The sequence below is a fragment of the Planomonospora alba genome (assembly GCF_039534085.1).
GTDB lineage: Bacteria > Actinomycetota > Actinomycetes > Streptosporangiales > Streptosporangiaceae > Planomonospora_B > Planomonospora_B alba.
Genome location: NZ_BAAAUT010000037.1, coordinates 60,962 through 78,768, shown reverse-complemented (window position 1 = coordinate 78,768; position 17,807 = coordinate 60,962). Strand labels below are relative to the sequence as shown.

The following is a 17,807-nucleotide window of genomic DNA, read 5'->3' as shown; positions in this document are numbered from 1 at the left end:
TCCGTCTCCGGAGCAACCCTTCTAACTTACCCTGACATCCCGTTCGTGTCCAATCAACCGGTTTTCCGGTGGCTCGGACACGGCTGGACGCCGGAGTTCGATGGGTTCTCCCTGGGGCCCGTCCGCCTGATCGGCGCCCGGTTCGCTCCCTGGGCATCGAGAACTTTATGTCGCGTCCCGAGCACCGTCAAATCAGTGCCCCTTCCCGGAACCACAGGTCAGAGCGCCTTCCCGGGGAAGACCCCACCCATCGCTACCGGAACGTTACCGGCCGACGACGAACGCCCCGGCCGGGGGCCGGGGCGTTCACCGTACGGACGGGCGCGGTGGTCAGGCGACCTCGACGGCGCCGAACCTCTTGCCGCGGCGCAGCACCAGGTAGCGGCCGTGCAGCAGGTCGCCGGCGGTCGGCACGTAGGCCTCGTCGGTGACCTTGACGTTGTTGAGGTACGCGCCGCCCTCCTTGACCGCGCGGCGGGCGGCGGACTTGGACTCCACCAGCCCGCTCCCGGCCAGCAGGTCGACGAACGGCACCCCGAGAGCGGACACCTCCATGCGCGGCACCTCCGCCAGGGCCGCCCCCAGCGTCGACGCCGGCAGCTCCTGCAGCGAGCCGCGCCCGAACAGCGCGGCCGAGGCCGCGATCACCGCCGCGCACTCGTCCGCGCCGTGCAGCAGCGTGGTGAGCTCCTCGGCCAGCGCCCGCTGCGCCTCCCGGGCCGCCGGGCGCTCGGCCGCGGCCTTCTCCAGCTCCTCGATCTCCTCGCGGGACCTGAAGCTGTAGATCTTGAGGAACTTCACCACGTCGCGGTCGTCGGCGTTCAGCCAGAACTGGTAGAACGCGTACGGCGTGGTCATCTCCGGGTTGAGCCAGACCGCGCCGCCGGCGGTCTTGCCGAACTTGGTGCCGTCGGCCTTGGTGATCAGCGGCACGGTCAGCGCGTGCACGTGGTTTCCGGTCACCCGGCGGACGAGGTCGGTGCCCGCGGTGATGTTGCCCCACTGGTCGCTGCCGCCGATCTGCAGCGTGCAGCCGTGGCGCCGGTGCAGCTCCAGGTAGTCGTTGGCCTGCAGGATCTGGTAGCTGAACTCGGTGTAGCTGAGACCCTCGCCGTTCAGCCGGGCGGAGACGGACTCCCGGGCGAGCATGCGGTTGACCGGGAAGTGCTTGCCGACGTCGCGCAGGAAGTCGATCGCCGACATGCCCTCGGTCCAGTCGAGGTTGCTGACCAGGACGCCGCCGGACTCGGCGGAGAAGTCGAGGAACTTCTCCAGCTGGCCGCGGATGCGCGCCACCCACTCGGCCACCACCTCGGAGGGGTTGAGCGAGCGCTCCGTGCTGCGGCCGCTCGGGTCGCCGATCAGACCCGTCGCGCCGCCCACCAGGCCGATGACGCGGTGGCCGGCCTTCTGCAGGCGGGCCAGCGTCAGCAGCGGGACCAGGTTGCCGACGTGCAGGGAGGGCGCGGTCGGGTCGAAGCCGCAATAGACCGTGATCGGACCCTCGGCCATCGCCGCCCGCAGGGCGTCGATGTCGGTGGACTGCGCGATCAGGCCGCGCCAGGCGAGGTCATCCAGGATGTCGGTCACGATCTTTGCTTTCCAATGCTCGTAGGGTCGTTACGGCTTCCCGTACAGCCTGCCCGATCCCGGCACCGTTCCGCCACTCGGCACCAGCGTGACGAGCCGGGCGGACGGGACCGGCCGGGCCGGACCCGGGCAGGAGGGGCCGGAGCGGCACTCCGGGGACGCGGCGCGCGTCCGCTCATCCCGTCCCGCGGCCCGCCGGGCCCGCGGCGCCCTTCGGACGGCGCGGGACGTGCACCCGGTAGGGCGAGACGGTGGGGTCGCCGTCGATCCAGAACCGCCAGGGCGTCTCCTTCCCCGACGAGACCCCGGTGCGCGGCCCGGACCTGATCAGGCCGGGCGCGGGCGGCTCCCCCTCCAGCACGGCGAGCGGAGCGGACTCCTCCGGGGCGCAGGCGTCGAGCCCGTTGTGCTCACGGGTGAAGCCGAGCGCCACCGCCAGGCGGGCGGGTCCGCGGGCGAGCTCGCGTCCGGGCACGGTACGGCCGGCGTCCCCGCCGCGGCGGGCCAGGGCGACCTCCGCTCCGGCGATCACCTCGCCGGCCCGGAGCAGCACCCCCGATCCCACGCCCTCCGGCAGGCAGACGAGGTTGGCGCAGAAGTGCATGCCGTAGGTGAAGTAGACGTACAGGTGCCCGGGCGGTCCGAACATCACCGCGTTGCGCGGGGTCGGACCGCGGTAGGTGTGGGCCGCGGGATCCTGCCCCGGCAGGCCGTACGCCTCCACCTCGGTCAGGCGGAGCGCGACCGGTCCGTGCACGAGCACCCGCCCCAGCAGGTCGGGGGCGACCTCGGGCGCGGGCCGGTCGAAGAAGTCCCTGGGCAGCGGCGCGGACCCGGTCAGCGGGTGCGCGCCGGAGCCGGGGGCCGCCGCGACCGGCCCAGCGGGCGTCCGCCCGCCGACCCCCTCCGGGACCGCCCCCGGGCGCCCGGCGGACGGACGCCCGCCGGCCCCGTCCGGAGCCGTCAGTCCCCGCTCGCCCATGCGGCCTGCGCGTCGACGGTCTCGCGGAGCGCGACCAGCTGGTCGCGGACCCGGTCGGGGGCGGTGCCTCCATGGGCCTTGCGGGCCGCCAGCGCCCCCGGCACCGACAGGACCTCGCGTGAGTCGGGGGTGAAGTGCGGCGAGACCTTGGCGAGCTCCTCGTCGGTGAGCTCGCCGAAGTCCTTGTCGTTGACCTGGCACCAGACGACCAGGTGCCCGACCGCCTCGTGCGCCTCGCGGAACGGCACGCCCCGGCGGACCAGCAGCTCGGCCAGGTCGGTGGCGAGGGCGAACCCGTCGGGCGCCGACGCCTCCAGCTTGGCGGTGTTGACCCGCATGGTGGCGACCAGGCCGGCCATGGCCGGCAGGACGAGCAGGAGGGTGTCGACGGAGTCGAAGACCGGCTCCTTGTCCTCCTGCAGGTCGCGGTTGTAGGTCAGCGGCAGGCCCTTGAGCGTCGTCAGCAGCGACATGAGGTTGCCGATGAGACGGCCGCTCTTGCCGCGGGCGAGCTCGGCGACGTCCGGGTTCTTCTTCTGCGGCATGATCGACGAGCCGGTGGAGTAGGCGTCGTCCATCTCGATCCAGCGGAACTCCTGCGAGGCCCACAGGACGATCTCCTCGCCCAGCCGCGACAGGTGCGTGCCGATCATCGCCGCGCAGAACAGGAACTCCGCGGCGAAGTCGCGGTCGGCGACCGCGTCCATCGAGTTCGGCGCGGCGGAGTCGAAGCCCAGCTCCGCGGCGACCGTCTGCGGGTCGAGCGGGAGCGAGGAGCCGGCCAGCGCGCCGGAGCCGAGCGGGGAGACGGCCGCGCGCCGGTCCCAGTCGCGCAGCCGGTCGGCGTCCCGGGCGAAGGCGTGCACGTGCGCCAGGAGCTGGTGGCCGAAGGAGACCGGCTGCGCGTGCTGCAGGTGGGTCATGCCGGGGGCCGCCGTCTCGGCGTGCTGCTCGGCCTGGCTCATCAGCGCGGTCTCCAGCTCGACCAGCCGGGAGACGATGAGGCGGACGTGGTCGCGGAGGTAGAGCCTCAGGTCGGTGGCGATCTGGTCGTTGCGGCTGCGGCCTGCGCGGAGCTTGCCGCCGAGCGTGCCCAGCCGCTCCAGCAGGCCGCGCTCCAGCGCGGTGTGCACGTCCTCGTCGGCCACGGTCGGCCGGAACTCGCCCGCCTTGCAGGCCTGCTCCAGGTCGTCCAGGGCGCCGAGCATGCGCTCCAGCTCCTCGGCGGTGAGCAGTCCCGCGCGGTGCAGCACGCGGGCGTGCGCCCGCGAGGCGAGCAGGTCGTACGGCACGAGCCGCCAGTCGAAGTGCACGCTCACCGAGAGCCGGGTCAGCGCGTCGGCCGGGCCTCCCTCGAACCTGCCGCCCCACAGCCGCATCGGCTTGCCACCATCAGTCACCGTCTTCTCCCTCCCAGTTCAATCCGCGACCATAGCCCAATCAGGCCAGTCGGGAGTCCCGGGCGGCCGCGATCTTCGACGGAAGGCTCCACAGCTCGACGAAGCCCTTGGCGAGGGACTGGTCGAAGGTGTCGCCGGTGTCGTAGGTGGCGAGGTTGAAGTCGTACAGGGAGGCCTCGGAGCGCCGGCCGGTGACGGTGGCCCGGCCGCCGTGCAGGGTCATCCGGATCTCGCCGGTGACCTGCTGCTGCACCTCGGCGATGAAGGCGTCCAGGGCCTTCTTCAGCGGGGAGAACCACAGGCCGTCGTAGACGAGCTCGCCCCAGCGCTGGTCCACCGAGCGCTTGAACCGGGCCAGGTCCCGCTCGACGGTGACGTTCTCCAGCTCCATGTGCGCGGTGATCAGCGCGATGGCGCCGGGAGCCTCGTAGACCTCGCGGGACTTGATGCCGACGAGCCGGTCCTCGACCATGTCGAGCCGGCCGACGCCCTGGGCGCCCGCCCGCCGGTTGAGCTCGGCGATGATCTGGAACGGGGTCAGGTGCCGGCCGTCCAGCGCCACCGGGACGCCCTTGACGAAGCTGATGACGACCTCGTCGGCCTCGCGCGGCTCGGCGGGGTCGGCGGTGTAGGAGTAGACGTCCTCGGTGGGGCCGTTCCAGATGTCCTCCAGGAAGCCGGTCTCGACGGCGCGGCCCCAGATGTTCTGGTCGATCGAGTAGGGGTTCTTCTTGGTGGTCTCGATCGGGAGGTTCTTCTCCTCGGCGTAGGCGATCGCCTTGTCGCGGGTCCAGGCGTAGTCGCGGGCCGGGGCGATGACCTTCAGCTCGGGGAAGAGCGCGGCCAGGCCGGCCTCGAAGCGGACCTGGTCGTTGCCCTTGCCGGTGCAGCCGTGCGAGACGTGCGTGCCGCCGAACTGCTTGGCGGCGGCGGCCAGGTGCTTGACGATCAGGGGCCGCGACAGCGCCGAGACGAGCGGGTAGCGGTCCATGTAGAGGGCGTTGGCCTGCAGGGCGGGCACGCAGAAGTCGGCGGCGAACTCCTCGCGGGCGTCCACCACGACGGACTCGACGGCGCCGCAGTCGATGGCCCGCTTGCGGATGACCTCCATGTCCTCGCCGCCCTGGCCGACGTCGACGGCCACGGCGATGACCTCGGCGCCGGTCTTCTCGGCGAGGAACGGGATGGCCACGGAGGTGTCGAGGCCGCCGGAGTAGGCGAGTACGACCCGGTCAGTCATGATCGGTTGCTCTCTTTCGGAACGTGCGGAAGTCTTCTTCGTTCTTGGTCACACCTGGGGCCGCCCGCCGGTGGCGGGCTAACTACGTCGGTCGGCCAGGCGCAGCAGGGCCTCGGCCACCGACGCCCCGCCCGCGGGGTCGCGGGTGACGACGAGGATCGTGTCGTCCCCGGCCACCGTGCCGAGGATGGACTCCCAGTCGGCGTGGTCGATGGCGGAGGACAGGAACTGCGCGGCCCCCGGCGGAGTACGGACGATCACCAGGTTGGCGGAGGCCTCGGCGGAGACGAGCAGCTCCTCGGCGAGCCGGCCGAGCCTGGCCGCCGGGGTCTCGCCCCCGGCGCCGATCCGGTGCAGCGGGATCCGGCCGCCGCCCTCACCCGGCAGGGCGTAGACCAGCGAGCCGTCCTCGGCCCGGAGCTTGAGCGCGCCGAGCTCGTCCAGGTCGCGGGAGAGCGTGGCCTGGGTGACCTCGACCCCGCTCTCGGCCAGGAGCTTGGCCAGCTCGGGCTGGGACCGTACGGCCTGCCGCTGGAGCAGCTCGGCGATGCGCGCCTGGCGGGCCACCTTGGTCATGGGGATGCTCATCGCGGCTCCTCGGGCGTCGTGTCCCGGTCCTTCACGCGGTTCATGCGGCGGCCCGGTCGAGGATCGCGGGCAGGGCTGCGGTGAAGGCCGCGACCTGCCCGGAGGTGATGACCAGCGGGGGCGCGAGCCGCACGGCGTTCGGCTGCAGGGCGTTGACCAGGAAGCCGGCCTGCTGCGCGGCGGCCTGGACCTGGGCGGAGCGGTCGGCGGTGAGCACGAGCGCGAGCCACAGGCCGCGGCCGCGCACGCCGTCCAGCAGCGGGTGGTCGACCGCGGCGATGCCCGCGGCGAGCTCGGCGCCGACCGTGCGGACGTGCTCCAGCAGGCCGTCGCGCTCGATCGTGTCGAGTACGGCCAGCGCGGCGGCGCACGAGACGGGGTTGCCGCCGAAGGTGGAGCCGTGGTCGCCCTTGGCGAAGAGCGTGCCGGCCGGGCCGAAGCCGACGCAGGCGCCGATCGGCAGGCCGCCGCCGAGTCCCTTGGCGAGGGTCAGCACGTCGGGCAGGACGCCCTCGTGCTGGTGGGCGAACCAGTGGCCGGTCCGGCCGATCGCCGACTGGATCTCGTCGGCCACCAGGAGCGCGCCGGCCGCCGAGCAGATCTCGCGCGCGGCGGCGAAGTAGCCGTCCGGCGGGGGCACGACCCCGGCCTCGCCCTGGGTGGGCTCCAGGAAGACCGCGGCGCACTCGTCGGTGACGGCGTTCTTCAGCGCGTCGGCGTCGCCGTACGGCACGAAGCGCACGTCGACCGGGAAGGGGCCGAACTGGTCGCGGATCGCGGCCTTGCCGGTCAGCGACAGGGCGCCGATGGTCCGGCCGTGGAAGCCGTTCTCGGCGGCCACGAAGTAGGTGCGGCCGGTGCTCTTGCCGTACTTGAGCGCGAGCTTGAAGGCGCACTCGTTGGCCTCGGTGCCGGAGTTGGCGAGGAAGACCCGGCCCTGGCCGCCGAGCAGGCCGGTCAGGCGCTCGGCGAGCAGCACCTCGGGCTCGTGCAGGAACAGGTTGCTGGTGTGCGCGAGCGTGGCGACCTGCGCCGAGACGGCCTCGACCAGCGCCGGGTGGGCGTGGCCGAGGGAGCTGACCGCGATGCCGCCGATCAGGTCGAGGTAGGCGTTGCCGTCGGTGTCCCAGACGGTGCAGCCCTCGCCGCGGGCCAGTGCCACGGGGGGCACGCCGTAGTTGGGCATGAACGCCGCCTCGAAGCGGTCGCGCAGGCTCATGTGACACTCCCGTTCAGTCTGATGGTGGCGGTCAGCCTGCGCTTGACCAGGTCGGGTGCGGCCACCGCGCGGGCGGAGTCCGGCAGGACCATGGTCCCGATGCCCTCGTCGGTGAAGATCTCCAGCAGGAGCGCGTGGGGCACCCGCCCGTCGAGCACGTGGGCCTGGGGCACGCCGCCGCGGACGGCGGTCAGGCAGGCCTCCATCTTGGGCACCATGCCGCTGGACAGGCTCGGCAGGAGCCCGGCCAGCTCTCCGGCGGACAGCTGCGCGATCACCTCGTCGCTGGCCGGCCAGTCGCGGTACAGGCCCTCGACGTCGGTCAGGACGATCAGTTTGGATGCCTGGAGCGCCACGGCGAGCGCGGCCGCGGCGGTGTCGGCGTTGACGTTGTAGACGGTGCCGTCCTCGCCGCGGGCGACGGAGGAGACCACCGGGATGCGGCCGTCGTCCAGCAGCGCCTGCACGGCCCCGGCCTCGACGGAGGCGATGTCGCCGACCTGGCCGATGTCGACCGGCTCGCCGTCGACGACGGCGTGCTTGCGCACGGCGGTGAACAGGTGGGCGTCCTCGCCGGACATGCCGACCGCGAACGGGCCGTGCCGGTTGATCAGACCGACCACGTCGCGGTTGACCTGGCCGACCAGGACCATGCGGACGACCTGCATGGCCTCGGGGGTGGTGACACGGAGTCCGGCGGTGAAGGTGGACTCGATGCCCAGCCGGTCGAGGTGGGCGTTGATCTGGGGGCCGCCGCCGTGCACGATGACGGGCCGCAGCCCGGCGTAGCGCAGGAAGACGACGTCGGCGGCGAACTTCTCCCGCAGGTGCTCCTCGGTCATCGCGTTGCCGCCGTACTTGATGACGACGGTCGCGCCGTGGAAGCGGGCCAGCCAGGGAAGGGCCTCGATCAGCGTGGTGGCCTTGGCCAGGGCGTCGGGGGTCCTCATGACGAGTACGCCGAGTTCTCGTGGACGTAGGCCGCGGTCAGGTCGGTGGTGTGGACGGTGGCCGAGTGCGGTCCGGCCGACAGGTCGACGGTGACGGTCACGTCGCGGGGGCGCAGGTCCACCTTGGACCGGTCGTCGCCGACCGAGCCGCCGCGGCAGATCCAGACGCCGTTGATGGCGACGTTGAGCCGCTCGGTCTCGAAGACCGCGTCGGTGGTGCCGACCGCCGACAGGACCCGGCCCCAGTTGGGGTCCTCGCCGTGGATGGCGCACTTGAAGAGGTTCGAGCGGGCGACGGCGCGGCCGACCTTCACCGCGTCGTCCTCGGAGGCGGCGCCGACGACCTCGATGGCGATGGCCTTGGTGGCGCCCTCGGCGTCCACCAGGAGCTGGCGGGCGAGGTCGGCGCAGACGGCGCGGACCAGCTCGGCGAACTCCGCGGGGTCGGGGACGACGCCGGAGGCGCCGCTGGCCAGCAGCAGCACGGTGTCGTTGGTGGACATGCAGCCGTCGGTGTCGAGCCGGTCGAAGGTGACCCGGGTGGCCTCGCGGAGGACGGTGTCGAGCTGCCCGGCGGGCACGTCGGCGTCGGTGGTGATCACGCAGAGCATGGTGGCCAGGCCCGGGGCGAGCATGCCCGCGCCCTTGGCCATGCCGCCGACGGTGTAGCCGCCCTCGGCGCGCCGGAAGGAGATCTTGGAGACGGTGTCGGTGGTGCGGATGGCGTCCGCGGCGGCCAGGCCGCCGTCCCGGCTGAGCTGGGTGACGGCGGTGTCCACCCCGGCCAGCAGGGCGTCCATGGGGAGCCGCTCGCCGATGAGGCCGGTCGAGCAGACGGCGACCTCGCCCGCCGAGTCGCCCAGCGCCGCGGCGGTCTTCTCCGCGGTGGCGTGGGTGTCCTGGAAGCCGAGCGGTCCGGTGCAGGCGTTGGCGCCGCCGGAGTTGAGGACGACCGCGTGCACCCGGCCGCCGGCGAGGACCTGCTGCGACCACAGGACGGGGGCGGCCTTGACGCGGTTGGCGGTGAAGACGCCGGCCGCCGCGCGGGACGGGCCGTCGTTGACGATCAGGGCCAGGTCGCGGGCGCCCGCGGGCTTGATGCCTGCGGCGATGCCCGCGGCGCGGAAGCCGAGGGGGGCGGTCACACTCATGGGGCGACTCCGTTGAGGGGAAGGCCGAGCTCTTCGGACAGGCCGAGCGCGAGGTTGGCGCTCTGGACGGCGCCTCCCGCCGTGCCCTTGGTGAGGTTGTCGATGGCGATGACGGCGACGACGCGGCCGACGCGCTCGTCCAGGGCGACCTGGAGGGCGGCGGTGTTGGCGCCGAGGGTCATCGCGGTGGAGGGCCACCGCCCCTCGGGGAGCAGCCTCCAGAACGGCTCGTCCTTGGTCGCGGCCTCGTACGCCTCGCGCAGGGCGGCGGCGGTCAGGCCGGGGACCGCGGGGGCGGTGCAGGTGGCGAGGATGCCGCGGCTCATCGGGGCGAGCATGGGGGTGAAGGAGACCGTCACCGCCCGGCCCGCGACGGCGCTGAGGTTCTGCTCCATCTCGGGGGTGTGCCGGTGGACGCCGCCGACGCCGTAGGCGCCGACCGAGCCCATGACCTCGCTGCCGAGCAGGTTCGGCTTGAGGGATCTGCCCGCCCCGCTGGTGCCGCTGGCGGCGACCGCGACGACGTCGGGCTCGGCGAGGCCGGCGGCGAGGGCGGGGAACATCGCGAGGGTGACGGCCGTGGGGTAGCAGCCGGGGACGGCGATCCTGCGCGCGCCCCGGAGCCGGTCGCGCTGGCCGGGCAGCTCGGGCAGGCCGTACGGCCAGGTGCCGGCGTGGGCGCCGCCGTAGAAGTGCTCCCAGGCGGCGGGGTCGGCGAGGCGGAAGTCGGCGCCGCAGTCGACGACGAGCGTCTCGTCGCCGAGCCGCTCGGCGACGGCGGCGGACTGCCCGTGCGGGAGGGCGAGGAAGACCACGTCGTGGCCGGCGAGGTTGGCGGCCGTGGTGTCGAGCAGGACCCGGTCGGCCAGCGGGGCCAGGTGGGGCTGGTGGGCGCCGAGGGCGGTGCCCGCGTTGGACCCGGCGGTCAGCGCGCCGATCTCGATCTCCGGGTGGGACAGGAGCAGGCGCAGGAGCTCACCTCCGGCGTAGCCGCTGGCGCCGGCGATCGCCGCTCTCATCCCGCCCCCCACCTTCTGCATGTTCATGCACAGCTTCTCATGGACTTACGAGAAAGATTATGCAGGTTCAAGGATTCTCATGCAACCCCGGCCCTCCGCCGTCTCACGTTCCGGACATGGACCTCCGCGACCGCGGAGGACGCCGCGCCGATACGGGCCTATGCATAACGATGCATGCCGGATTCTTCGTGATATTTCGGCCCTGTTGCACGTACCTACCGGTCGGTATCGTGGCGCTTCCCGGTCCTTCACACCCTGGGAGTCACGAACGCATGACTGTCACCAATGACGAGGTCCAGGCCCAGCTCACCGGTCCCGGACAGCTCTTCGAGATGGAGGAGGTGCCGGGTCTCGGCGGCACGATCCGGACGTGGAAGCACGCTCCGGGCACCTTCCGCGCCCTCCTCGAGAACAGCCGGTTCCACGGTGACAACGTGTTCCTCGTCTACGAGGACGAGCGCATCACCTACGAGGAGCACTTCCGCCGGGCGGCCACCCTCGCCCGGCGGCTGGTGGAGGAGTACGGCGTCGCCAAGGGAGACCGCGTCGCCATCGCCATGCGCAACTACCCCGAGTGGGTGATCTCCTTCTCCGCCGCGCTGGCCGCCGGGGCCGTCGCCGTACCGCTCAACGCCTGGTGGACCGCTCAGGAGCTGGAGTTCGGCCTGTCGGACTCCGGCGCCAAGGTGCTGATCGCCGACGGCGAGCGCGCCGAGAAGCTCGCCGGGACGTCCGTGCCCCTGATCGTGACGCGCGGCGAGGCCCCCGAGGGGGCGCGTTCCTTCGCCGACGTGCTGGGCGAGGTCCGGCCCGACGTGACGCTCCCGGCGGTCGAGCTCTCCCCGGAGGACCCGGCCACCATCTTCTACACCTCCGGCACCACCGGCGTGCCGAAGGGCGCGCTCGGCAGCCACCGCAACGTCGGCCAGTCCCCGCTGACCGTCGCCTACAGCCTGCTGCGCAGCGTGGTGCGCAGCGGCAAGGACCCGGCGGCGGCGGCCGGGCAGCGCCGCATCACCCTGCTGACCGTGCCGCTGTTCCACGTCACCGGCTGCTTCGCCGTGATGACCACGACGATGTTCAGCGGCGGCGGCCTGGTGCTGATGTACAAGTGGGACGCCGGGCGGGCGCTGGAGCTGATCGAGCGCGAGAAGGTCACCGTCTTCAGCGGCGTGCCCACCAACGTCTGGCAGCTGCTGTCCCACCCCGACCTCGGCAAGCACGACATCTCCAGCCTCGCCTCCCTCGGGTACGGCGGCGCGCCCGCGCCGCCCAAGCTGCTGGAGCGCATCACCGAGCAGCTGCCCGCCCGCCAGCCCTCCAACGGCTACGGCATGACCGAGACCACCGCCCTGGCCATCAACAACAGCGGCCCGGACTATCTGGCCAGGCCCGACAGCATCGGCCTGCCGATGCCGGTGGTCGACGTCAAGATCGCCGACCCGCTCGGCGAGGAGCTGCCCCGCGGCGAGGTCGGCGAGCTGTGCATGCGCGGCCCGAACGTCATCCTCGGCTACTGGAACCGCCCCGAGGCCACCGCCGAGACCTTCGTCGGCGGCTGGCTGCACACCGGCGACCTGGCCAGGATGGACGAGGAGGGCTTCGTCTACATCGTGGACCGGGCCAAGGACATGGTCATCCGCGGCGGCGAGAACGTCTACTGCGCCGAGGTGGAGGCCGCGCTGTTCGAGCACCCGGCGGTGGACGACGCCGCGGTGATCGGCATCCCCCACGACGAGCTGGGCGAGGAGGTCGGCGCGGTCGTGCGGCTGAAGTCCCCGGTCTCCTCCGAGGAGCTCCAGGCGTTCCTGCGCGAGCGGATCGCGCCCTTCAAGGTCCCGGTGAGGTTCTGGGTCCGCGAGGCCGAACTGCCCCGCAACCCCGGCGGCAAGATCCTCAAGACCCGCCTCCGCAAGGAGGTCCTGGACTCCTGACCGCGGCGACGCCCGGGCCCGGGTGCCGGTCCGCGCGGGTCCGGCCTCCGGCACCCCTGCCGGGGGGGGTGCCGGGCGGCCGGGCGCCCGCCGGGACGCCGGCCCGGCCGGAAATCGGTTTGCCTCCGGACTCCCGACCCCCGAAACTGGCTTTCCGTGCCAGAACATCCTGATCGAACCTTCCTGAGCCTGCTCCGCCGCATGCGGATGGACCTCGGCCCGCTCCGTGACTCCCGCGACTTCCGGCTGCTCTTCGGCTCGGGGGTGGTCACGATGTTCGGCACCTTCCTCACGCTGGTCGCGGTCCCGCTGCAGATGAAGGAGCTCACCGGCTCCTACCTGGCGGTCGGCCTGGTCAGCGCGGCCGAGTTCGTGCCGATGGTGGTCTGCGGCCTGTGGGGCGGGGCCATCGCCGACGCGCTGGACCGCCGGAAGATCATCCTCTGGACCGAGGCGGGCCTGTGCCTGACGGTCCTGGCCCTGCTGGTCAACGCGCTCCTGCCCGACCCCCAGGTCTGGGTGCTGTACGTGGTCGGCGCGCTCTCGGCCGGCTTCGGCAGCCTGCAGCGGCCCAGCATGGAGTCGCTGATGCCGCGCGTGGTCCGGCACGACCAGCTCGCCGCCGCCGCCGCGCTGAGCGCCTTCCGCTGGAACCTGGGCGCCATCGTCGCGCCCGGCCTCAGCGGCCTGATCGCGGCCTCGTACGGCGTCTCCGCCGCCTACGCGATCAACGTGGTCACCTTCCTGGTCTCCCTGGCGCTGCTCTGGCCCGTCAAGGCACCGCCGCAGGCGGAGGACTCCCCGGACGCCTCGCTCCGGTCGCTGGTCGACGGCCTCCGCTACGCGGTGGGCCGCTCCGACTTGATGGGCACCTACCTGGTGGACATCGCCGCGATGGTCTTCGCCTTCTCCACCGCGCTCTACCCGTTCCTCGCCGACCAGTTCGGCGTCCCCGGGGCGCTCGGCCTGTTCTACTCCGCCTCCGCCGTCGGCTCGCTGATCGCCTCGGTCACCTCCGGCTGGACGGGCCACGTCCACCGGCACGGGCTGGGCGTGATCCTCGCCGCCCTCGTGTGGGGCCTGGCGGTGGCCCTGGCCGCCGTCATGCCCACCGTGTGGACCCTGTTCGCCTGCCTGGCGGTGGCGGGGGCGGCCGACATGATCAGCGGTGTCTTCCGGGCCACCATCTGGAACCAGACCATCCCCGACTCCTACCGCGGCCGCCTGGCCGGGATCGAGCTGCTCTCCTACACCAGCGGCCCGATGCTGGGCAATGCCAGGGCCGGGCTGATGGCCCAGCTCGGCGGCGCCCGCTTCTCGCTCGGCGCGGGCGGCCTGCTCTGCGTCGGCGCCGTCGCCGCGCTGACCGCGCTGCTGCCCCGCTTCCGGGACTACGACGCGCGCACCGACGAGCACGCCGTCCGCGAGCGCGCCCGCCGCGAGGAGCTGGCCCGGACGCAGGCGGCGTGACCACCGGCGGCGGCCCTTCCCGGCGGTCCTGCCCGCCCGGAGGGCTCCCGGCCGTCCCGGCCGGGCCGCGCCGTACGGCCCGGGCGGCTCCATGACCGCTGCGTGATGCCCCTGACGCGCTGCGTGCCGGTCGCCGGTCAGTCCTCCGTCTCGCGCCAGCCGCCGTACTCCTCCGCCAGCTCGTCCAGCCAGACCCGGTCGTCGGCCGTCAGGACCCCCTCGGGGTCCTCGACGGCCACGACCCACTGGGCGTCCTCCGCGTCGTCCTCCCCCGCCAGTGCCTCCCGCACCACGGCGGGCGCCTCCAGCGCGGGGAACTCCTCGGCCACGGCCTCCGCGACCTCTTCGGCGTCGTCACGGCCGGCGAACACCAGCAGGTGCCTCATCTCGTCCCTTCTCTCGATCCGCCGTCCGTGGGGACGGGCGCCGGGGCGGCCGGACGCCGCCCCGCAAACCATGATGATGACCGTCCGGTCCCATGCGAAGGCCCCGGCGGGCACGCCGCCGAGGCCCTCGTCGAAGGTGTCCGGTCAGGCGCCGCGGAGCCGGGCCCCGGTGCGCTCGGCCGCCAGCGCCACCGCCGCGTCGCGGGCCGCGGTGGTCTCCTCGACGGTCAGCGTCCGGTCCGGCGCGCGGAACCGCAGCGAGTAGGCCAGGGACTTCCTGCCCTCACCGGTCTGCGCGCCCGCGTAGACGTCGAACAGCCGGATCGACTCCAGCAGCTCGCCCGCCCCCTCGCGCAGCGCCGCCTCGACCTCGGCGACCGGCGTCGCGGCGTCGACGATCAGCGCCACGTCCTGGGTGGCGACCGGGTAGCCGGAGATCGCCGGCGTCTCCACCGGCCCGGGGAGCGCCTCCTCCAGCCGGGTCAGCTCGAGCTCCATCGCGCAGGTGCGCGGCGGCAGGCCGTACGCCTCGATGACGCGGGGGTGCAGCTCGCCGGCGTGGCCGACGAGCGTCTCGCCCGCGTACAGCGCGGCGCAGCGGCCCGGGTGCCAGGGCGCGTGCCGGTCGGCGCGGACCCGGAGGGAGACCCCGGCCTCGCGGGCCACCGTGCGGGCGGCCTCGACCGCGTCCGCCCAGACCGCGGGACGGCCCTCGCCCCACCAGCCGGAGCGCTCGAACTCCCCGGCCAGCACCACCGCGACCCGCCTCGGCTGCGCGGGCAGCGCCAGCTCGATCGAGGCCAGCTCGGCGTCGGTCGGCCGCCGGTCCACGCCCAGCACCGGGGCCGTGGCGGGCGCGTCCGGGACGGGCCGGTAGACCAGGCCCGCCTCGAACAGCGCGACGTCGCCCGCCCCCCGGCCCACGTTGCGGACCAGGGTCTTCAGCAGGCCCGGCAGCAGCGTGGTCCGCATCAGCGGCTCGTCCTCGCTGAGCGGGTTGGCCAGCCGTACGGCGTGGCGGCGCGCGTCGCCGGCGGGCAGCTGCAGGGCGTCGAAGTCGCGCTCGCCCATGAACGGGTAGGCGAGGACCTCGACGTACCCGGCGGCGGCCAGCGCCCGGCCGGCCCGGCGGCGCAGCCGCTGGCCCTCGGTGAGGCCGGCCCCGGCCGGGGCCGCGGGCAGGATCGACGGGATCTTGTCGTATCCCTCGAGCCGGATGACCTCCTCGGCCAGGTCGTTCGGATCGGTCAGGTCGGGCCGCCAGGAGGGCGGGACCACCGTCAGCACGTCATCGCCGCTGACGGCGAGCCTGGCCGCCATCCCGTCCGCCGCGGGGGCGCCCTGGGCGCCCTCGGTGACGGTGCAGCCGACCTGCTCCAGACGGCGGATCACGGCCTCGCGGTCGTAGCGCACGCTGGCCACCCGGCCGGGGTGGCCGCTCGGCATGGCGATCCGGACCTGCTCGACCTCGGTCTCGGCGCAGGTCACGCCCGGCTGGACGGTGCCGCCGCCCAGCTCCGCCAGGAGCGTGACCGCCCGCCAGGAGGCCCGGAGCGGCAGCTCCCGGTCCACGCCCCGCTCGAAGCGCTTGGACGCCTCGCTGACCAGGTTGTGGCGGCGGGACATCCGCGCGATGCCGGTGGCGGAGAAGTGCGCGGCCTCGATGACGATGTCGGTGGAGTCGTCGGAGATCTCGGTGTGCAGCCCGCCCATGGTCCCGGCCATCGAGATCGCGCCCGAGGCGTCGGTGATCAGGATGTCCTCCGGGTGGAGCGTGCGCACGACGTGGTCGAGCGTCTCCAGGGTCTCCCCCGGCTCGGCCCGGCGGACCACGATCTCACCGCTGAGCCTGCGCCGGTCGAAGGCGTGCAGCGGCTGGCCGAGCTCGAGCATCACGTAGTTGGTGACGTCGACGGCCAGCGAGACCGGGCGCATGCCCGCGCGGGTCAGCCGGGCACGCATCCACGGCGGGCTCGGCGCGTGCGGGTCGAAGCCGTGGATCTCGCGCAGCACGAAGCGGTCGCACGCGGTCGCGTCGGCGATCGAGGCCGGGTAGGACGGGCCGGGCTCCGCCGGCGGGGCGACGTCGGCCGGGTCGCGGAACGGCACGCCGAAGGCGGTGGCGACCTCGCGGGCCACGCCCCTGATGGACAGCGCGTAGCCGATGTCCGGGGTGATCTCCAGCTCGATGACGTCCTCGCGCAGGCCGAGCAGCTCGACCACGTCGGCGCCGATCGGGGTGTCGGCGGGCAGCACCATGATGCCGCCGTGCTCCTCGCTGAGGCCCAGCTCGCGCTCGGAGCAGATCATGCCCTCGGACAGACGGCCGTAGGTCTTGCGGGCGCCGATCTCGAACCCGCCGGGCAGCACGCCGCCGGGCAGCACGACCGGCACCCGGTCGCCGACGGCGAAGTTGGTCGCGCCGCACACGATCTGGCGCGGCGCGGCCTCGCCCACCTCGACCCGGCAGTGCCGGATGGGCTTCTTGAAGCCGGTCAGCTCCTCGATGGCGAGCACCTGGCCGACGACGACGTTCTTGACGTCGTGGCCGTGGGAGGTGATCGCCTCCAGCTTGAGCCCGGCGGCGGTGAGCCTGTCGGCGATCTCCTGAGCGGTGGCGGCGGGGAGATCGACGTACTCCCGCAGCCAGGAGAGCGGGACCTTCATCAGACCTCCATCCCGAACGGGAGCGTGAAGCGCACGTCCCCCTCGATCATGTCGCGCATGTCCTCGGCGTTGTGGCGGAACATCAGCGTGCGCTCGATGCCCATGCCGAACGCGAAACCGCTGTAGCGGTCCGGATCCACTCCGCAGGCGATGAGCACCCGCGGGTTGACCATGCCGCAGCCGCCCCACTCGATCCAGCCCTCGGACTTGCAGGTGCGGCAGGGCGGGTTGCCGGGCACCGCGGAGGCGCCCCGGCAGACGAAGCACTTCAGGTCCATCTCGGCCGACGGCTCGGTGAACGGGAAGTAGGTCGGCCGGAACCGGATCGTGATGCCCTCGCCGAACATGACCTCGGCGAAGCGGTCCAGGGTGCCCTTCAGGTGGGCCATGGTCAGGCCCTCGTCGACCGCCAGCCCCTCGACCTGGTGGAAGACCGGCGTGTGGGTGGCGTCGAGCTCGTCGGTGCGGAACACCTTGCCGGGCGAGATCACGTAGACCGGCAGCTCGCGGCCGAGCAGGGCCCGGATCTGCACCGGCGAGGTCTGGGTGCGCAGCACCTTGCCCGAGTCGGTGGACTCCACGAAGAAGGTGTCGTGCTCCGAGCGCGCCGGGTGGTCGGGCGCGATGTTGAGCGCGTCGAAGTTGAACCACTCGCCTTCCAGCTCGGGGCCCTCGGCCACCTCGTAGCCCATCGCGACGAACGCGTCGGCGATGCGCTCCTGCAGCGTGGTCAGCGGGTGGCGGGCGCCGCGCGGCGCGCGGTCCCACGGGAGCGTGACGTCGACGGTCTCCTCGACGAGGACCCGTTCGTCGCGCTCGGCCTCCAGCTGGGCCTGGCGCTCGGCGAGGGCCTCGGCGATGGCCCTGCGGGCACCGCCGACGCGCTTGCCCGCCTCGGCGCGGGCCGCCGGGGGCAGCGCGCCGATCTCGCGGTTGGCCAGGGCGAGGGGCGAGCGGTCGCCGGCGTGGGCGAGCCGTACCTGCTTCAGTTCGTCGAGGTCGCGCGCAGCCTTGACGGCTTCGAGCGCTTCGGCCTGCATGCGCGCCACCTCGTCGGCGTGCAGCGGCGTCACCTCGACCGGGTCGTAGTTAGACAAGAGAGCTCCCAATCCAGGGCTTGAGCGGCCATGAGTCTAGTCGCTGAAGCGGTCGGGCCCGGCCCGGGAGCGTCGCGGGAACCCCGGAGGATCCGGGGATCCCGGCGAAGGACC

14 protein-coding genes are annotated in these 17,807 nt (G+C 73.2%); 2 read left to right on the top strand and 12 right to left on the bottom strand.

Features of this window, described 5'->3' with window-relative positions; genetic code table 11:
• Positions 1–330 precede the first annotated feature (330 nt).
• The 9 genes from tyrS to argC all read right to left on the bottom strand — a co-directional run bounded on the left by tyrS (position 331) and on the right by argC (position 10,160).
• The gene (tyrS, locus tag ABD823_RS22160; RefSeq protein WP_344862603.1) at positions 331–1,590 is read right to left on the bottom strand and encodes a tyrosine--tRNA ligase; all 1,260 of its coding nucleotides are present in this window, start codon (positions 1,588–1,590) and stop codon (positions 331–333) included.
• A 175-nt stretch (positions 1,591–1,765) separates the two neighbouring features.
• On the bottom strand, positions 1,766–2,572 hold the full coding sequence (locus ABD823_RS22155; protein ID WP_344862601.1) for a DNA-3-methyladenine glycosylase: 807 nt from the start codon (positions 2,570–2,572) through the stop codon (positions 1,766–1,768).
• Positions 2,554–3,951: an argininosuccinate lyase gene (gene argH / locus ABD823_RS22150; protein WP_425566642.1), complete on the bottom strand. Its 1,398-nt coding sequence runs from the start codon at positions 3,949–3,951 to the stop codon at positions 2,554–2,556. The genes ABD823_RS22155 and argH overlap by 19 nt, the downstream gene beginning before the upstream one ends.
• Before the next feature lie 61 nt (positions 3,952–4,012).
• On the bottom strand, positions 4,013–5,212 hold the full coding sequence (locus ABD823_RS22145) for an argininosuccinate synthase (RefSeq protein WP_344862597.1): 1,200 nt from the start codon (positions 5,210–5,212) through the stop codon (positions 4,013–4,015).
• A gap of 78 nt (positions 5,213–5,290) precedes the next feature.
• Positions 5,291–5,800 (bottom strand): arginine repressor, encoded by a 510-nt coding sequence (locus ABD823_RS22140; protein WP_344862595.1) that lies wholly within the window; start codon positions 5,798–5,800, stop codon positions 5,291–5,293.
• 40 nt (positions 5,801–5,840) lie between these two features.
• A complete protein-coding gene (locus tag ABD823_RS22135; protein WP_344862593.1) occupies positions 5,841–7,019 on the bottom strand; it encodes an acetylornithine transaminase in 1,179 nt (392 codons plus the stop codon).
• Positions 7,016–7,969 (bottom strand): acetylglutamate kinase, encoded by a 954-nt coding sequence (argB, locus tag ABD823_RS22130; protein WP_344862591.1) that lies wholly within the window; start codon positions 7,967–7,969, stop codon positions 7,016–7,018. Before argB ends, ABD823_RS22135 begins: the two co-directional genes overlap by 4 nt.
• Entirely contained in the window at positions 7,966–9,120 is a 1,155-nt protein-coding gene (gene argJ, locus ABD823_RS22125; RefSeq protein ID WP_344862589.1) for a bifunctional glutamate N-acetyltransferase/amino-acid acetyltransferase ArgJ, read from the bottom strand. Before argJ ends, argB begins: the two co-directional genes overlap by 4 nt.
• On the bottom strand, positions 9,117–10,160 hold the full coding sequence (argC, locus tag ABD823_RS22120) for an N-acetyl-gamma-glutamyl-phosphate reductase (RefSeq protein WP_425566641.1): 1,044 nt from the start codon (positions 10,158–10,160) through the stop codon (positions 9,117–9,119). Before argC ends, argJ begins: the two co-directional genes overlap by 4 nt.
• 251 nt (positions 10,161–10,411) lie before the next feature.
• On the opposite strand from argC, the gene ABD823_RS22115 reads away from it, so the two are divergent.
• Positions 10,412–12,073 (top strand): class I adenylate-forming enzyme family protein, encoded by a 1,662-nt coding sequence (locus tag ABD823_RS22115; protein WP_344862587.1) that lies wholly within the window; start codon positions 10,412–10,414, stop codon positions 12,071–12,073.
• 156 nt (positions 12,074–12,229) lie between these two features.
• Entirely contained in the window at positions 12,230–13,543 is a 1,314-nt protein-coding gene (locus ABD823_RS22110; protein WP_344862585.1) for an MFS transporter, read from the top strand.
• Positions 13,544–13,680: 137 nt separating this feature from the next.
• Here ABD823_RS22110 and ABD823_RS22105 read toward each other — a convergent pair whose 3' ends face one another.
• The 3 genes from ABD823_RS22105 to pheS form a co-directional block, all read right to left on the bottom strand.
• A complete protein-coding gene (locus tag ABD823_RS22105) occupies positions 13,681–13,929 on the bottom strand; it encodes a hypothetical protein (RefSeq protein WP_344862583.1) in 249 nt (82 codons plus the stop codon).
• A gap of 144 nt (positions 13,930–14,073) precedes the next feature.
• Complete coding sequence (gene pheT, locus ABD823_RS22100; RefSeq protein WP_344862581.1) at positions 14,074–16,596, bottom strand: phenylalanine--tRNA ligase subunit beta; 2,523 nt, start codon at positions 16,594–16,596, stop codon at positions 14,074–14,076.
• The gene (gene pheS, locus ABD823_RS22095) at positions 16,596–17,636 is read right to left on the bottom strand and encodes a phenylalanine--tRNA ligase subunit alpha (RefSeq protein WP_344862611.1); all 1,041 of its coding nucleotides are present in this window, start codon (positions 17,634–17,636) and stop codon (positions 16,596–16,598) included. The genes pheT and pheS overlap by 1 nt, the downstream gene beginning before the upstream one ends.
• Between the last annotated feature and the right edge of the window lie 171 nt (positions 17,637–17,807).

Coding starts and splice junctions, on each gene's coding strand:
- ABD823_RS22155 (WP_344862601.1), bottom strand. CDS start 2,572: ATGGGCGAGCGGGGACTGACGGCTCCGGACGGGGCCGGCGGGCGTCCG.
- argH (WP_425566642.1), bottom strand. CDS start 3,951: ATGCGGCTGTGGGGCGGCAGGTTCGAGGGAGGCCCGGCCGACGCGCTG.
- ABD823_RS22145 (WP_344862597.1), bottom strand. CDS start 5,212: ATGACTGACCGGGTCGTACTCGCCTACTCCGGCGGCCTCGACACCTCC.
- ABD823_RS22140 (WP_344862595.1), bottom strand. CDS start 5,800: ATGAGCATCCCCATGACCAAGGTGGCCCGCCAGGCGCGCATCGCCGAG.
- ABD823_RS22135 (WP_344862593.1), bottom strand. CDS start 7,019: ATGAGCCTGCGCGACCGCTTCGAGGCGGCGTTCATGCCCAACTACGGC.
- argB (WP_344862591.1), bottom strand. CDS start 7,969: ATGAGGACCCCCGACGCCCTGGCCAAGGCCACCACGCTGATCGAGGCC.
- argJ (WP_344862589.1), bottom strand. CDS start 9,120: ATGAGTGTGACCGCCCCCCTCGGCTTCCGCGCCGCGGGCATCGCCGCA.
- argC (WP_425566641.1), bottom strand. CDS start 10,160: ATGCAGAAGGTGGGGGGCGGGATGAGAGCGGCGATCGCCGGCGCCAGC.
- ABD823_RS22115 (WP_344862587.1), top strand. CDS start 10,412: ATGACTGTCACCAATGACGAGGTCCAGGCCCAGCTCACCGGTCCCGGA.
- ABD823_RS22105 (WP_344862583.1), bottom strand. CDS start 13,929: ATGAGGCACCTGCTGGTGTTCGCCGGCCGTGACGACGCCGAAGAGGTC.
- pheT (WP_344862581.1), bottom strand. CDS start 16,596: ATGAAGGTCCCGCTCTCCTGGCTGCGGGAGTACGTCGATCTCCCCGCC.
- pheS (WP_344862611.1), bottom strand. CDS start 17,636: ATGCAGGCCGAAGCGCTCGAAGCCGTCAAGGCTGCGCGCGACCTCGAC.